This window comes from Pseudoalteromonas sp. NZS127 (genome assembly GCF_015864805.1).
Lineage (GTDB): Bacteria > Pseudomonadota > Gammaproteobacteria > Enterobacterales > Alteromonadaceae > Pseudoalteromonas > Pseudoalteromonas nigrifaciens.
The window spans coordinates 102,445-118,346 of sequence record NZ_JADYWN010000005.1; the positions used below are offsets into that span (position 1 = coordinate 102,445).

The following is a 15,902-nucleotide window of genomic DNA, read 5'->3' on the forward strand; positions in this document are numbered from 1 at the left end:
TATTTCCTTATTTAAGTCTTTATATAAATTGTTTCAGCTCAAGAGTAACATTGCAGAACATCACCGATAAGCGTTTTTGCTAATTAATTAAACTAAGTAACTCATGTACTGTTTTTATCGGGGTGATCTTAGCGCCCAGCCCTTCCATTGATTTATGGTAATTACGAAATGGAATAAATATTTCCGTAAAGCCATGTTGCGCAGCTTCTTTAACGCGCGGTACGCCACTGTCTATTGGGCGTACGTCGCCATTTAAGCTCAGCTCTCCCATAATACAAGTGGTACGTGGCACCACAAAATCATTTAAGCTGCTAAGTAGCGCAGCAACCAACGCTAAATCTATACAGGTTTCTGATTCATCAATTTTTAAGCCACCCACTATATTAAAAAACGTATCGTGAAATATTTTAGTTTTTGTGTGCTTACGCAGTATGCCGGTGAGCATTTTTATTCGGTTCATGTTTAAACCAACGCAAACACGCTGCGGAAATTCCGCCTCAATCTCAGTGGTTAAACATTGAATTTCGAGTAATAAATTACGATTACCTTTACGAATACACGTAATTGCAGAGCCAGGTGAATCTGTAGTTGAGCCTGATAAAAATATTTCGCTGGGGTTATCAACGCTGAGCATACCGCGTTCGCACATTCTAAAAATACCGACTGTATCTATATCACCAAAGCGGTTTTTATTTGCTCGTAAGGTACGAATTTGCCCATCGTTAGTATCTATATGCAATAGTGCGTCAACTATATGCACCAGCGTTTGCGGACCAGCTATTTCGTTGTTTTTATTTACATGGGCAATAATGAACATAGTGACATCATTTTGCTTACAGTATTGCGTAAGTGCTTGCGCGGCACTTTTTACTTGCGAAGGCGAGCCTGGGCTACCGTTAGCTGTGTCGGTGACCACTGCTTGAATGGAGTCTATTACTGCAAACTTAATTTTATTTTTATCGAGTTCTTCAATGATGGTTTCAACACTGGTTTCGGAAAGTAAATAAAGCGCATCAGGGTTATAATTTAACTTTAAACGATTCACTCTGTTTTTAAACTGCGATAAAGATTCTTCTGCGGTACAGTAAAGTGAGGGCATGCGTTGTGACATTCGTGCCACTAAATCAGATAACAAGGTTGTTTTACCAGCCCCTGGATCGCCAGAGATTATATTAACTGACCCCGTTGTTACACCGCCACTTAAAACACGATCGAGCTCGCCAATTTCAGTTAACTGTTTTTCAGTTTCTGCGGTAGCAATATCATTAATTTTTTTAGAACCGCCACCAATCCCCCCAGCATAACCACCTACACTTACGCGTGCCGATGCTTTTTTACTTTGCCCTGCTGACGGTTTAAATTCTGCTAATGTGTTCCATGCACCACAGCGGCATTGACCTTGCCAACGTTGGTAGTTCATGCCACATTCGGTACAAACAAACTCTACTTTTGCCGCTTTAGCCATTTATAACTTTACCTACTATTCTTTAATTTTAAAAATACTTAATGTTAAGTGCTTATTTTACCATTTTAAACTTTCGCCTAACAATGAGTCATACCAACAAGATAATTTAGCACTACTATTATTATCTATAAATGCTGTTTTCTTTTTTACTATACTTTAGGGCATACTTATTGCTTGAATAATAGTTTAAAGTAACTTGCCAATAAATTGGTATTTAACACATAATAACAAGCGCTAAACTGTAGTTACTCGAATAATCGTACCTATATTAACAACAATAACACGATACGACATTTATTGAGTTTTCTAATAAATGGATTTAATAGTATACCTACTTTTTTAATTAGACGGTGATGGTTTTATAAATGGCTGAAGACATACTGCTCAAGCACGAAGATCTTATATCTGAATTAAAACATTATTTAGGCAACCCTAAATTTGATTTAATTTTTAAGTCTAAAATAGCTGGGCTTACAAAGCCTGAACAATTTTTAATGAAAATGGAAATGACACGCTTATCTCAGCCGATAGCGCGCTTTATTGACTTACGTGGTTTAGTGACTGGGCAGGTAAAGCCTTATGATCACAATGGCAAACAACATTTCATGGATGAAACAGCGATTGAAGTATTTGAAGCTGCGCTAAAACAACACGGTGGTTATACTCTCGCCGTTTATGAGGCAGTGATGAACACCGAAAATAATCATCGGGTGTTACAACGCAAAGCCACAGAAAAAATTGCAGAGCAAGCCATTGATGACTCCCTTAATACAAATATTATAAAGTTTGCCTCTTATGAAAACCGCCGTGAAGAGCGAATGAACTATTCAATTAAAGTAACGGTTGAGTACAACGACAAAAAAAGCATTGCTGCTAGCACTTCCGATATATCCCTCAGTGGTTGTAAAATAAAGCTAGCCACTCGTTATGTGCTAAAAAAAGGGCATTTAATCGCCATGCGTTTGGTAGGCCTAGAGCAAGACTTTGAGCTAGGTTTAAAAAATGGCATTCAGTATGAGGTTGTCGCCGTAGAAAATATTTCTAAAGAGTTTAATCATATTCGTTTAAAACGCACCTTTATTGAAAATAATGAAGCATTTGATAATTTTTTAGAAAGCTTTATCCACGGTAATAAACGTCGCTATAAAGTAAACCTTGATAATACGCTCGATGCTGTGGTTTCTAAGGGTTACGAGCAATACTATATTCCACGCGTCACCTCTTTATATGTATTTTTAAGTAAAAAAGACAATGTACTTTATCCTAGCTTAAGTCTAACCACCGAAAACAACATTTTTATTCAACGTTACTTTACCGATGAACGCCAAAACCCTTGTTTATACAGTGTGCTTAATGAGCAACGTATTAATGCATTACTTTTAAAACAGACTCCAGTTAAAGAAGATTATTTATATACTTTTACTCATATTTCAGCGGGCAAAATTTATTATTATTCTGCAACACGTAATGAGCTTGAACAAAACCCTCAGCTAAAAAACTTATTTTTAGCTTTTGGCAGTCAAAAAGACACCTGGCAGTGCTTTAAAATACAAATTATGCCAAGCCATCCAGATGACTCATTTATTCCTTTATCGTTACCAAACACTGTAAGTAAAAATATTGAAAAGCTCAATAAGCCGCCTTCTCCTCGGGTAGAAGGGTTAGTGAAAAATGTAAAATATATGGTGGTACTAACTGCTATTGGTAATAAAACTGAACAGCAACACTATCAGCAATTAAATTACGATAAAGCTTTGATTAATCAATTGAAGCATTTTGGCCATAGCAAAAGTAAGTCTGCGCCTTATTTAGATATTGTACCTTTAGAGTATGTAAATCTTCGCTCTGATAAGCGCTACTTATATAAAACGAATGTGTCGATTAGCGTAAACGATGAGGTAGTACATGGCCTTACTCGCGACTTTTCGGTTATGGGCTTGCAGCTTGAATGCAAACAACCAGTAAGCTTAAAAAAAGGCGACATTGTTTTACTCTCGTTTCCTGACTTACAAAAAATAACCAAAACATATCAGCTTAGTGAGCTAAAGTACGAAGTGATGGCTGTAAATAAGTCGTTCACTATTATTAATTTAAAAGCCAGCCGAGTTGCCGACTTACCCCATGCTGGAGTGCTGTTTTTTACGCAGTTAATTAACAGTAATAAAGATAAACTAAAAGTGTCAGAAGAAGCGCCTAAAGTGCCTGGGCTCTCTACAGCACTTAGAAATATGGTAACTAAAAGCGTTTGCCAGTTCCCACTTTATTTACATAAAGAAGGAGCGCACTTTAAAGCAGGTGCAATTGGCTTTGGCTTATACCCTAGCCCACTACATGTGCTTTTACAAAACTTTGGTTTGTTGGGTAATAAAACCGATTTATCGAGCATTATTACTGATGAGCAAATCGTTAATGTGATCACCCCACAGATAAAAGATCTTAGCCGCCAAGATCCGCCAAGCGCCTTTACACTTGTGATTAATTTTGATCCCCGTAAGGGCAGTATTTCAGAGTCTATTACCAGTTATTGCATAGCAGGTGAGGATTATAATGATTTTCAGGAACAAATAAGCAAAGGCTTAAAGTCGAATCTTATTTTTGTTATGCGCTTGTATATATCACGTACTGGACGCCCAGATACCGATTATTTATCTAACGAACTAAAATATGTGAGTCAATATGCGCTGCATAAAGCAAGGGAATTAGAAGAGGCATTGTGGTCTGTAGCGGGTGTCGGTGATATTGTCGATATCACCGAAGAAGCCTTAAGCCATTTAAAACTTGAACAGCAACAAGTTGACCAAATGGGTCGCCGCAAACTGCTTTGGCTAAACCGCCTGCGTTAAACAGTAGCCTCACTATTTAATGGTATAGCTAGCATATACAGTAATTGTAATAACGAGCCTTGGCAAATAGCTGCTTGGGCTTGCTCAACCACTTTTGCTTTACCATGTACTGCTACACCTAGCCCTGCTGTTGCCATCATTTTTAAATCGTTAGCCCCATCGCCAATCGCCACTGTTTGCGACTTTATTAACCCTAACTGTTGCTGTAATGACTCTAAAATAACGGCTTTTTGCTGTGCATCTACAATTGTGCCTAATACTTTACCTGTGAGCTTATTATCTTTAAATTCAAGCACATTAGCGTGTACTTCATCTAAATTGATTAACGCTTGTACTTGCTCTGCAAAGGGTACGAAACCACCTGACGCAATGGCTAAGTGCCACTGATGCTGTTTAAGTATTTGGCAAAGCATTTTAATACCCGGCATTAAAGGTAAATTATTTTTTAACTCATCTATTAAGCTTTTTTCAATTCCGGTAAGTTTAGCGACGCGCTGATTTAGGCTTTCACTAAAATCAAGCTTACCAGCCATTGCCAGTGCTGTTACCGAAGCAACCTCATCGTATACGTTAGCTAAGCGTGCAATTTCATCTATGCACTCAATAGTAATAGCGGTTGAATCCATATCCATTACCAATAAACCTGGCTCATACAAGTTGGGTGGGCAAGCTATTTGCACTAGCTGAAAATCAAGTGTGCTGGAAAATTGTTGTAATACTAGCGGGTTAATCGGCAGCTCTGCTTGCTTAATATAAAAACACAGTGCCGCTGGTAAACTTAAGTCGGGCTGATACTGGCAAAGCCCTGTAACGGTTTGATTATGCTTCGCAAAAAAATCTATTATGGCTTTAATATGGGTAATACTAAAATTGCCAGCAAAGGCAATACTAAATAAACCTTGGTGTTTATTAGGTAGGTTTTTTAACGGTAAAAACACCTCATCCTGATAGCTAAACCATTTATTTAATACTAACTGCGTTAATGGTTGCTCAGCACCAGGCTGTGCCATGTTCGTTTGCGACATGGATTCTCCGTGAATTTTTTTGTTATCCTGATAGCTACTTACAAAATGTTAAATATATTACTTGCGCTAAATTCGCCATCAGGTGGGGTTTAAGGTTATAGTATACCCAAACAACTTGGGTATAGCATTTGTAACATCAAATCAAAATGCTGTCAGTAGTATATACGGTGACTATGAAAAATAACCATCTTAAAAACCCTATCACTGCCTCACAAAAAAAACGCTTAGTGCGTTTATTGCTTGCTACTGCCTGCTTAATATTACTGAGCTGGGTGGGCATTAATAGTAGTTTTCAAAGCCATCAATTACTTTATGACAGTGCCGATAGTACGGCAAAATCGCTCACCAAATTTATGGCATTAAATGCTAAAACTCCGTTAATTGAAAAAAACAAACCGCAACTTAATGCATTATGTAACAACATAAGCAAAGATGAATTTGTACTTTCAGCTACAATTTACGACCAGCAAGGCATGCTTATAGCCAGTAGCGATAATTGGCAATCGCTGCATGTTAGCGGCCAGCTATCTGAATCAACTCCTGGTGTTAGTAAACTTAAAACACCGTTTATAGAGCCCGTGGTAAGTGACGACGACAGACCTGTTGGTTTTGTATCTATTACTTATTTAACCCGTGCGGCAGTTACATCTAGCCACAATCATTTTCATGACTTAGGTCGCCAAGTATTATTAATGTTGGTAATTGCATGTATTTTTACTTGGCAATTTGGCCGTGGCTTAAAAATATGGCAGGTTAATCGTTATATACAAAAAACATCACAGCATGAGTCGTAAAGCTCTGTAGCTAGTTGCTCTTTGTGTTGTTTGGGCTTTAATTCACACAATACATCAAATACCCGCACTATTTGCAGCGGCGTATTGATCTCCCCTTGATAACCACATAGCGGCATTGATGGCGAGTCGGTTTCAAGCACTAGGTGCGATGTATTTATATTGGCAATTACATCGCGCGTTTTAACCGCTCGCGGGTAGCTAATAACACCGCCTACACCGAGCTTAAAACCTTGCTTAATATAATATTGAGCTTGTTGAAGTGATCCCGAAAACGCATGAATTACCCCTCCATACTTAGGCTTACAACGCTTAAACGACTGCGCTATTAAATCATGGCTTTGCCTATGATGCACTATTAACGGTAACCCTAGCTGATTAGCCAGTGCTATTTGTTGTTCAAATAAAAAGGTTTGCTTGGAGAGGTTTTCAATACTTCGATCTAGACCGCATTCGCCAATTGCCACCAGCTGGTTTTTATTGGCCGTAGCAAATGTAAATAGCTGCTCTATATGGGACTCTTGATGCTGATTTAAAAAGTAAGGATGCAGTCCTGCAGCTATTTTTACGCCTGCAAAGTTAATTTTAAATTCAAGTAATGCACGCGATTGGGCCAAACTAATACCGGGCACCACAAACTGCTCAACTCCCTTTGCTACACACTCGCTAATGAGTGACTCGCGGTTTGAGTCAAACTCTGTAAAGTCGAGGTGGCAATGAGAGTCAATAAATTGCATTGTTACTTACTCATCGATTTATTAAGGGTTTAAGCGTGTAATTTGCCAGCTGTTGTCTGCTTGGCGCTGATACATAAAGCGGTCGTGCAGGCGGTGTGCCCCACCTTGCCAAAACTCAATTTTTTGCGGTACAACACAATAGCCACCCCAAAAGTCAGGTAAAGGAATTTCACCTTTAGCAAACTTGTTTTTCATATTGGCAAAGGTTTCCATCAACACTTTACGCGATGAAACTGGGCGACTTTGTGCTGATGCCCACGCTGCTAGCTGGCTTTCTTTAGGGCGAGATAAAAAGTACTTAGCCACCGCAGAAGTAGGTAAAGGTTTAGCCTCGCCATACACAATTACTTGGCGTTCCATAGGGTGCCAAGGAAAGTGCAGCGATATTTTATTATTACCTTTAAGCTCCTGCGCTTTGCGCGAACCTGTATTAGTAAAAAACACAAAACCATCATTATCTAAATGCTTAAGCAATACAATGCGCTGCGAAGGCTGCCCGGTATCATCAACTGTCGCCACTACCATAGCGGTTGGATCAGGTAAATTACTTGCTACAGCGTGCTCAAGCCAGGTTTCAAACTGTTTAAACGGATCATCAAGCAAGTTATCTTCGCTTAACGCGTTTTGCAGGTATTCACGACGGATATCTTCGAGTTTCATAATAAATCCTTTAAATAAAGCGTTAGAAAAGAGCTTAGAGTAACGAGCTTAAATAGTGATGCTAGTAACAACAAACATCAAGCTTTAGGTATATTCGATACCGGTAAACACAAAATTTTTAGTGTATGCGATAGCAATAAACATCGAGCTTTAGGTATATTCGATAGCAATAAACACAGAGTCTCAAGTTTATGCGATAACAATAAATACAGAGTATCAGGTGTATCGTTGGGTTTCGTTTCATTCAACCCAACCTACGGTGTAAAGCGTTACATCTGCAAGTGTAGGAGTGCTAGCAAGGCGGTAAAACTATTTATGCCAAGGAGCATACGGTTTGTATGTGACTTAGGCTAAATAGTTTTATCAACGCAGCTAAAGCGAACTACACGCAGCAGAAGGTGATTACATTTGCTCCATGACTTCAATGCCTAGTAAGTCTAATCCCGTCTCTAACGTTTTAGAAACCAAATTACATAACACTAAACGGCTATCACGTACGTTTGGCTCTACGCCTTCTTTAAGTACTGGGCAGGCTTCGTAGAACGTCATATATAAGCTTGCTAGCTCATATAAGTAACCACATAGTACGTGTGGTGTGGCTTCTGCAATCATTAAATCAAGTACTTCTTCAAGCTGCAGTAACTTAAGCGCTAGCGCTTTTTCTTGCGGCTCTACGATAGTAACGTTTGAATTTAGTGTAGCTGCATCAACGCCTGATTTACGAAAAATACTGCGTATACGCGTATAGGCATATTGTAAGTAAGGTGCTGTTGCGCCTTCAAAGCTTAGCATGCTGTCCCAGTTAAAAATATAATCACTGGTGCGGTGCTTAGAAAGGTCGGCATATTTAACTGCGCCAATACCTACTTTGCGGGCAATTTCGCTGCGCTCTTGCTCTGATAAATCAGATTCACGCTCGGCTAATTTTATTGCTGCGCGATTAATCGACTCTTCGAGTAAATCGGCAAGTTTAACTGTGCCACCGGTACGGGTTTTAAATGGTTTGTTGTCGGCGCCCATCATGGTGCCAAACGGGCAAAACTCATAGCTAGTTTCATCGCGTAAAAAACCAGCTTTACGTGCTGTAAGCTCTACTTGGTTAAAGTGCAGGCTTTGGCGCGCATCAACAAAAATTAAGATACGATCGGCACCCAACTTATTTGAGCGGTAATCACATGCGGCTAAATCTGTAGTTGCATATAAAAAGCCGCCACCCGATTTTTGTACAATAAATGCCGATGGTTCGCCATCTTTGTTTGCTAGTTCATCTAAAAATACAACCTGTGCGCCTTGCGACTCCACGGCAATATTTTTATCTTTTAATAAACTAATAATGTCATTTAGCTCAGCGTTGTATGCGCTTTCAGCCATAATATCAGCTTGTGTAAGCGTTACATTTAAGCGCTTATATACTTCTTCAGAGTGCTTAACTGAAGTGGCAATAAAAAGCTTCCACAGTTTTTCACAATGCGCGTCGCCGCCTTGTAATTTAACTACATAATTACGTGCTTTGTCGGCAAAGCCTTCTTCATCGTCAAAACGTTTTTTAGCGTCGCGGTAAAAGGTTTCTAAATCGGCAAGTGCTACTGTATCTAAATCTACGCCTTGGCTAATTTTATCTTCTAAATGCGCAATCAACATACCAAATTGTGTGCCCCAATCACCCATGTGATTTTGACGCACAACGCTGTCGCCTCTAAATTCAAGCGCACGCACAATCGCATCACCAATAATGGTTGAGCGTAAATGGCCTACGTGCATTTCTTTAGCAAGGTTTGGCGATGAGTAATCAACAACCACTTTTTGTGGGTTGGCATGCTCGTTTACGGCAAGCTTGGCATCGCTATTAGCGGCTTTAACGCTTTGCGCTAAAAATTCTGGCTTTAAATGAATATTAATAAACCCTGGACCCGCTATTTCAGTTTTTTCGGCAATGTCGCTTACATCTAGGTTATCAATAATTTTTTGCGCAAGCTCTCGTGGGTTGCTTTTCATTTTTTTAGCCGCGCCCATAGCTGCATTAATTTGGTAGTCACCAAATTGTGGACGAGTACTTTGTGTAACTGCTGGGTTAGTATCTGCTGGTAAGCCTACAGCTGTCATAGCGGCAATGGCTTTTTCTACTAAAATAGTACGAATGTTCATATTTTTTACCTTAATAAGCCCGCCAAAGCAGGCTTTTAAAATTTTACTAAGCTGGCTTTAGTTTTCGCGTGTATGGCTAAAGGTGACTTCTGGGTAGCGCTCTACTGATAAATTAAGGTTTACACGGCTTGGCGCTATGTAAGTTAAATTATCGCCGCCATCTAAGGCTAGGTTGCTTTCACATTTACGCTTAAAGTCTTCAAACTTTTTAACGTCGTCGCTACTTACCCAGCGGGCTGTATTTACGTTAACCCCTTCGTAAATTGCATCTACGTTATATTCTGCTTTTAAGCGCGCTACAACCACATCAAACTGAAGTACACCTACTGCGCCTACAATTAAATCGTTGTTTATTAGCGGTCTAAATACCTGTACAGCACCCTCTTCTGAAAGTTGTACTAAGCCTTTTAATAACTGCTTTTGCTTAAGCGGATCACGTAAACGAATACGGCGGAATAATTCCGGTGCAAAGTTAGGAATACCACTAAACTTAAGCTTTTCACCTTGGGTAAAAGTATCACCTATTTGAATCGTACCGTGGTTATGTAAACCAATAATGTCGCCAGCGAATGCATCACCTGCGCGCTCACGATCGCCAGCCATAAACGTAACCGCATCAGAAATACTTACTTGTTTGCCAATTCGCACATGATTCATTTTCATGCCTTGGCTGTATTTACCCGACACTATGCGCATAAAGGCAATTCGGTCGCGGTGTTTCGGGTCCATATTGGCCTGAATTTTAAATACAAAGCCAGTAAAGTTCTCTTCAGTGGCAACTACTTGGCGGTCTTCTGCTTCACGTGGTAATGGCGTTGGCGCCCATTTAGTTAAGCCGTCAAGTACATGGTCAACACCAAAGTTACCTAGTGCTGTACCAAAATAAACTGGCGATAGTTCGGCGACTAAAAACAGCTCTAAATCAAATTCATTTGATGCGCCAATAACCAGCTCTAGCTCATCGCGTAATTGCGCGGCAAGATCGTCACCAATAGCATCAACCAGTTCTGGGTTATCTATCCCTTTAATGGTGCGCACGTCTTGAATTTTATGACCTTGGCCAGTTTTATATAAAACCGCTTCATCGTTATGAATATGATAAACACCTTTAAAGCCTTTACCACTCCCAATCGGCCAAGTAATAGGCGCACACGCTATTTTAAGCTCGGTTTCAACTTCGTCAAGCAGCTCCATTGGGTCGCGTATATCACGGTCACATTTATTCATAAAAGTAACAATTGGCGTAGTACGCAGGCGTGTTACTTCCATTAATTTACGCGTACGGTCTTCTACACCTTTGGCCGCATCAATAACCATTAAGCACGAATCGACTGCTGTTAGGGTACGGTACGTATCTTCTGAGAAGTCTTCGTGTCCAGGTGTGTCGAGCAGGTTAACCAAGGCGTTTTTATACGGAAACTGCATTACTGAGGTAGTAACAGAAATACCACGCTCTTTTTCCATGTCCATCCAGTCAGATTTAGCATGCTGGTTAGAGCCACGGCCTTTTACTGTACCGGCTTTTTGGATAGCTTGTCCGAATAAGAGTACTTTTTCGGTGATAGTGGTTTTACCCGCATCTGGATGCGAAATAATCGCGAAGGTACGTCGTTTATTAATTTCACTGAGGAGATTTTGCTCTGCCATTAAAAAAGTTCTTTTAGTTTGAATACGGACATTTATGTATGCTGACGTTTCAGAGCTAATATTGCTCAACCCCGAAAGCTCAACACACCCTAGGAAGAACCCAATTTGGCTCCTCACACGCGATCCGTTATGTTAATCGTAATTGAAGACTATTTTCGCTGATCTTCACTCTATAAACAATCAATGCTTAGTTATTAACTGATTCTTTTTTTATTAACTCTCCCAGAGCGCGTATTTACTCAATTATTGTCCTAAATTGTGCTTAGTTATAAATATTACCAGCACAATAAACAAACGCTAAGCTTGAGTAATATAGCTGTAAAACATATTATTACTAACATTACATGGAGGATGTGTTGTTTGGTAATGAAAACCAGTAAGTTAAGCATTAGGTTATTATGGTATATAACGCCGTTAGTTATACTTCCGCTGTTATTTTTAGGTGGTTTTACGCTAACTAATGTAACCAACTCAACACAAAAACAAGCTGATTTAATTATGAGCCGGTTTGTTGAACAACAACAACAAAAAGTATTTAACTATATTGACTCATTTCAATCCACTGCCAAGCTATTATCCACCTCACCCGTATTGAACGATTTTTTAGCTAACGATTTACATGCCGATGGTGGCTACACCTATCGCCTAGGTGCATTAATGGATGTGTTTGCCAGTTATAGCGAGGCCTATCCCGATATTATTAGCATTAACTTAATGTCGGTAAATGGCAAAAGCGATGCCTACTACTCAAGTAATTTAAGCATAGCGCCAAAATCGTATCCTTTTTTTGACAAAGTACAGCAAAGTAATTTAAGCCAACAGCAGTTTATGATGCAAAAAGCAGATGGCACCACCAGCTTGTATTTTATTCAGCGTATTTATAGCATTGACTACTATCTTAAGCGCCCACAACAGCTTGGTTTTATAGTACTGCATATTGATCCTTCTATTCTTAACACCAGTATTTTAGAAGCCCCCTACAACAACACCCTCAACTTACTCGTTAGTAATGAGGGGAAAATTTTATTTAGTTCCGATTATAATATTCGTGGCCAATATATTAGCGAATTTGAGCTCAACCAAGTACATAACTTAGCCGACATTGGCTCTTTATCAACCATAGAGCTTTCGAGTATAGATAAAATAGAGCGGATGATTTTTGCGGTGCAAATGAGCGGTGGTTATTATGTATCGACTATTCCTAAAGCCGTTTTGTATCAATCGGGTAAGGCTATTAGCTTAATTACCGGCTTAATTGTTATTATTTCGGTTATTACGCTGCCAATACTTATTTTTATTGTAGTGCGTAATTTATTACTTAATCCTATTGAGCTATTAGGTGCAGCTAGCCACCGTGTAGGTGATGGCGATTTAGGTGTTTCACTACCCGCGCACACCGATGATGAAGTAGGCATATTGTTTAACGACTTTAATCACATGGTTAATCAAATTAGGCATTATCAAGAGCAATTAGAAGAATATAAACATCACCTCGAAGACAAAGTAGAAAGCCGTACCAAAGCGCTAGAAACCATGAACAGCCAGTTAGAGCTTGCGATTGGCCAAGCAGAGCAAGCAAATCAACTTAAAAGCCGCTTTTTGGCTAATATGAGCCACGAAATTCGTACCCCACTCACGGCAATAATGGGCTTTACCGAACAGCTTTTACATAACGATAAAATCACCAACAACAAACAGCATTTAGGCACTATTTTACGCAACTCTAAGCATTTACTAGAGTTAATAAATAACATTTTAGATTTGTCTAAAATTGAAGCCGAAAAAATTGCTGTAGAGCAAGCCCCACTAAATGTAGTGCGCTTAATGCACGACATTGAGTCAATTATTGAACCGCTGGCACAACAAAAAAAGCTAAAGCTTAGTATTAATTATCAACTCCCGTTACCACACACTATAAACAGCGACGAAACCCGCTTAAAACAAATACTGATCAACATTGCCAGCAATGCAGTTAAGTTTACCGAGCAAGGCCATGTATCTATAACGGTTCATTACCTAGCAAGCCAAGAGCTGATGTTTGTAATACAAGATAGCGGAATTGGTATGGTTGAAAGTCAAATTAAGCGCTTATTTACTCCTTTTGAGCAAGCAGACGCTACCACAACCCGTCGCTTTGGCGGCACCGGGCTTGGGCTATGTATTTCAAAAAATTTAGCACAACGTCTTGGCGGTGATATAACCGTTAAAAGTGAATTAGATGTAGGTAGCTGCTTTACTATAACCATAGCCTGTAATTTACAAACGCCATTAGCCGATAACCTGTTTTTAGAGCAATCCAATCAACTCATTCCAGAAAAAGATCCGCTGCTTTCCTTCGCTAGTAATAATTTTGATGCACATATTTTAGTGGCCGAAGATAACCCCGATAATCAATTATTAATAAAGCTGCTGCTGCAAACTTGGGGATTAGAGCCCGACATAGCAAACAATGGCGCTGAAGCGGTAGAAATGGCGCTAGTAAACGACTATCAGTTAATTATTATGGATATGCAAATGCCAGTAATGGGTGGCCTAGAAGCGACTAAAATATTACGCCATGCTGCATACGACGGCCCTATAATCGCACTCACTGCGAATGTAATGAACCATGACGTAGACACATATATTGCTGCAGGATGCGACAAGGCTCTGGCGAAACCTATAGATAAAGATGCCCTAGAAAGCGTATTAGTAAGTTACCTACACCTTGAAAAAGACAATCAAAATAAATGGGACGACATACTCAAAAGTGAAAAATTCCAACAAATAAATGCAAATTACGTCGCTAACCTGCCAACTTATTTAGATGAAATAAAAAGCTTACAATTTTCGGGTAACTTAGTCGCATTACGCGCATTAGCACATAATATAAAAGGCAGTGCTGGGTGTTTTAACTTTGATGATATTTATCACTGTGCTGCGCGTTTAGAAGATCATTTAAAAAGCGATAGCAAAGCCGCGTTAAACGAATTAACAGCTAACTTAATTAACGCTATTGAGCAGGTTATTAGTGAGCAAAGTAAGCCGGTATAAGTTATCGGCTTACTGCAACAATATTCTTTATACAGTTATCACTGCAAACTCTTCACTACAAAATATTATTGAAAGTTTAAGCCCAGTGCCATGCCCATTAAAATAGCGTCTTCAAATCCGTTTTTAGCAGGATTGTCGCTTGGGTAATAGTTTTTACGCACTGACATTTCTATAAAGCCTGCATTTTCGTAGAGCTTTATTGCGGGGGTATTTGATTCGCGTACTTCTAAAAATAAATTTTCAGCATTTTGCTGCTCACCATATTCAATAAACTGGTTCAGTAGCTGTTTTGCAATGCCTTTTCCTTGCTCGCTTGGGGCAACGCAAATATCCATCAAGGTAAAGTCGGGCCCGGCCTTTTCGCCAATATAAAAACCTACCATGGTATCACCGTTAAACGCTGCTAAATTAAAATAGCGCCCACCAATACATGAGCTCATGGTATTTAACGTCCACGGGTGGCTGTGGCATGCGGTTTCTATAGCCATTAATTGCGGTATAGCGGTTGCGTCTACTGATTTAAAGTTTATCAAGATGGTCACTCATTAAAGCCCATAAAGCACGTTTATCGGCAGTACTGAGCTGTGAATTTGTTAAAACTAACTGATCGCCATGTAATTGCAGTGCCGTGCCTTGCATTACACTATTGATGGTAATGGGGGCTATGGCACGCTTTATATCTGCAAATAACTGGCTTGTGAGCGAAATAGGCTCAGGCGCGACGCTGTCTGCTTTAGTGTCAGTTGCTTTATTATTTATTGACTGGTTATTAACCGTTTGATAATGCTGATTTAATTCGAGGTTTTCTATACCAAAAACAGCTGCGTAACGTGAATGCATAACGACTCGATGAAATTAGTAAGTAAGGTAATATAAGAAGTAATAAATTCGATGTAAAGAAGAAATGGCAGGGGCGGAGAGATTCGAACTCCCAACCGTCGGTTTTGGAGACCGCTGTTCTACCAATTGGAACTACGCCCCTGCAATACCGACGAATTATAGAGACCTTTGGCCAAAGGTAAAGAAAAAAATCATCTTTTTGGTTTGATTGCCTTTTAAATAAACAAAACGACGAATTAGCAGGCTAATTCTTCATTTTTTAATTACTTAGACTCAGGCAAATATTAATAGCCGAGCACTAAATTAATTATTTTTACGTTTTGTGAATAAAAATATAATAGCAATAAAGTGCTGTAGCTTACTTTATCTCACTGTGCTGATACTACTATTTGTTGTGGTTCAATAAAACTAGGCACTAATTTAGATAGTTTGCTAATAACTTACTGATAGCTTGCTGATAATTTGCTGATAATTATTAGATGGTTTCTAGGCAGCTTTTAGATACTTTTTAAATAGTTTTTACAATTTGAATAACTCAAGCTCCCTGCCTTACTAATTTTAGCATGCTCTTAAATCTTCGCTATTCCCTTTAAACTTGCTCTTGTAGCTAAATTATCACCTTCAAACCATATTGATAAGAACAAAGCGTACTATTCCGCCCCCCTTTGGCTATCGCCTTTTGGCGCATTTTTAGAGCCATGCTGGTGATAATATTA

11 protein-coding genes and 1 tRNA gene are annotated in these 15,902 nt (G+C 39.3%); 3 read left to right on the forward strand and 9 right to left on the reverse strand.

What is annotated here, in order from left to right; genetic code table 11:
- Positions 1-79: 79 nt before the first annotated feature.
- On the reverse strand, positions 80-1,465 hold the full coding sequence (gene radA / locus I6E78_RS06980) for a DNA repair protein RadA (protein ID WP_011327360.1): 1,386 nt from the start codon (positions 1,463-1,465) through the stop codon (positions 80-82).
- A 365-nt stretch (positions 1,466-1,830) separates the two neighbouring features.
- Here radA and I6E78_RS06985 point away from each other — a divergent pair, with 365 nt between their 5' ends.
- Positions 1,831-4,308, forward strand: coding sequence for a PilZ domain-containing protein (locus tag I6E78_RS06985; protein WP_197182196.1), 2,478 nt, complete (start codon positions 1,831-1,833; stop codon positions 4,306-4,308).
- Here the strand turns inward: I6E78_RS06985 and serB are convergent.
- Positions 4,305-5,333, reverse strand: a complete 1,029-nt coding sequence (serB, locus tag I6E78_RS06990) for a phosphoserine phosphatase SerB (RefSeq protein WP_011327358.1) — start codon at positions 5,331-5,333, stop codon at positions 4,305-4,307. The genes I6E78_RS06985 and serB overlap by 4 nt on opposite strands.
- A 173-nt stretch (positions 5,334-5,506) precedes the next feature.
- Here serB and I6E78_RS06995 point away from each other — a divergent pair, with 173 nt between their 5' ends.
- Positions 5,507-6,127 carry an AhpA/YtjB family protein gene (locus tag I6E78_RS06995; RefSeq protein WP_011327357.1) on the forward strand — a complete coding sequence of 207 codons (621 nt, stop codon included), beginning with the start codon at positions 5,507-5,509 and terminating at the stop codon, positions 6,125-6,127.
- On the opposite strand, the gene I6E78_RS07000 is transcribed toward I6E78_RS06995, so the two are convergent.
- The 4 genes from I6E78_RS07000 to prfC form a co-directional block, all read right to left on the reverse strand.
- Positions 6,094-6,861 (reverse strand): TatD family hydrolase, encoded by a 768-nt coding sequence (locus I6E78_RS07000; protein ID WP_197182197.1) that lies wholly within the window; start codon positions 6,859-6,861, stop codon positions 6,094-6,096. The two genes, I6E78_RS06995 and I6E78_RS07000, sit on opposite strands and share 34 nt — an antisense overlap.
- Before the next feature lie 21 nt (positions 6,862-6,882).
- Positions 6,883-7,521 carry a pyridoxamine 5'-phosphate oxidase gene (gene pdxH / locus I6E78_RS07005; protein ID WP_011327355.1) on the reverse strand — a complete coding sequence of 213 codons (639 nt, stop codon included), beginning with the start codon at positions 7,519-7,521 and terminating at the stop codon, positions 6,883-6,885.
- Between the two features lie 402 nt (positions 7,522-7,923).
- The gene (argS, locus tag I6E78_RS07010) at positions 7,924-9,666 is read right to left on the reverse strand and encodes an arginine--tRNA ligase (protein ID WP_197182198.1); all 1,743 of its coding nucleotides are present in this window, start codon (positions 9,664-9,666) and stop codon (positions 7,924-7,926) included.
- 57 nt (positions 9,667-9,723) lie between these two features.
- Positions 9,724-11,313, reverse strand: coding sequence for a peptide chain release factor 3 (gene prfC, locus I6E78_RS07015; protein WP_197182199.1), 1,590 nt, complete (start codon positions 11,311-11,313; stop codon positions 9,724-9,726).
- 366 nt (positions 11,314-11,679) lie between these two features.
- Here prfC and I6E78_RS07020 point away from each other — a divergent pair, with 366 nt between their 5' ends.
- Positions 11,680-14,346 (forward strand): ATP-binding protein, encoded by a 2,667-nt coding sequence (locus tag I6E78_RS07020; protein ID WP_197182200.1) that lies wholly within the window; start codon positions 11,680-11,682, stop codon positions 14,344-14,346.
- A 65-nt stretch (positions 14,347-14,411) separates the two neighbouring features.
- Here I6E78_RS07020 and rimI read toward each other — a convergent pair whose 3' ends face one another.
- The 3 genes from rimI to I6E78_RS07035 all read right to left on the reverse strand — a co-directional run bounded on the left by rimI (position 14,412) and on the right by I6E78_RS07035 (position 15,328).
- The gene (rimI, locus tag I6E78_RS07025) at positions 14,412-14,879 is read right to left on the reverse strand and encodes a ribosomal protein S18-alanine N-acetyltransferase (RefSeq protein WP_179808051.1); all 468 of its coding nucleotides are present in this window, start codon (positions 14,877-14,879) and stop codon (positions 14,412-14,414) included.
- Complete coding sequence (locus tag I6E78_RS07030; protein ID WP_197182201.1) at positions 14,866-15,186, reverse strand: hypothetical protein; 321 nt, start codon at positions 15,184-15,186, stop codon at positions 14,866-14,868. The genes rimI and I6E78_RS07030 overlap by 14 nt, the downstream gene beginning before the upstream one ends.
- A 65-nt stretch (positions 15,187-15,251) precedes the next feature.
- Positions 15,252-15,328 (reverse strand) — tRNA-Trp (locus I6E78_RS07035).
- Positions 15,329-15,902 lie beyond the last annotated feature (574 nt).

Coding starts and splice junctions, on each gene's coding strand:
- radA (WP_011327360.1), bottom strand. CDS start 1,465: ATGGCTAAAGCGGCAAAAGTAGAGTTTGTTTGTACCGAATGTGGCATG.
- I6E78_RS06985 (WP_197182196.1), top strand. CDS start 1,831: ATGGCTGAAGACATACTGCTCAAGCACGAAGATCTTATATCTGAATTA.
- serB (WP_011327358.1), bottom strand. CDS start 5,333: ATGTCGCAAACGAACATGGCACAGCCTGGTGCTGAGCAACCATTAACG.
- I6E78_RS06995 (WP_011327357.1), top strand. CDS start 5,507: ATGAAAAATAACCATCTTAAAAACCCTATCACTGCCTCACAAAAAAAA.
- I6E78_RS07000 (WP_197182197.1), bottom strand. CDS start 6,861: ATGCAATTTATTGACTCTCATTGCCACCTCGACTTTACAGAGTTTGAC.
- pdxH (WP_011327355.1), bottom strand. CDS start 7,521: ATGAAACTCGAAGATATCCGTCGTGAATACCTGCAAAACGCGTTAAGC.
- argS (WP_197182198.1), bottom strand. CDS start 9,666: ATGAACATTCGTACTATTTTAGTAGAAAAAGCCATTGCCGCTATGACA.
- prfC (WP_197182199.1), bottom strand. CDS start 11,313: ATGGCAGAGCAAAATCTCCTCAGTGAAATTAATAAACGACGTACCTTC.
- I6E78_RS07020 (WP_197182200.1), top strand. CDS start 11,680: ATGAAAACCAGTAAGTTAAGCATTAGGTTATTATGGTATATAACGCCG.
- I6E78_RS07030 (WP_197182201.1), bottom strand. CDS start 15,186: ATGCATTCACGTTACGCAGCTGTTTTTGGTATAGAAAACCTCGAATTA.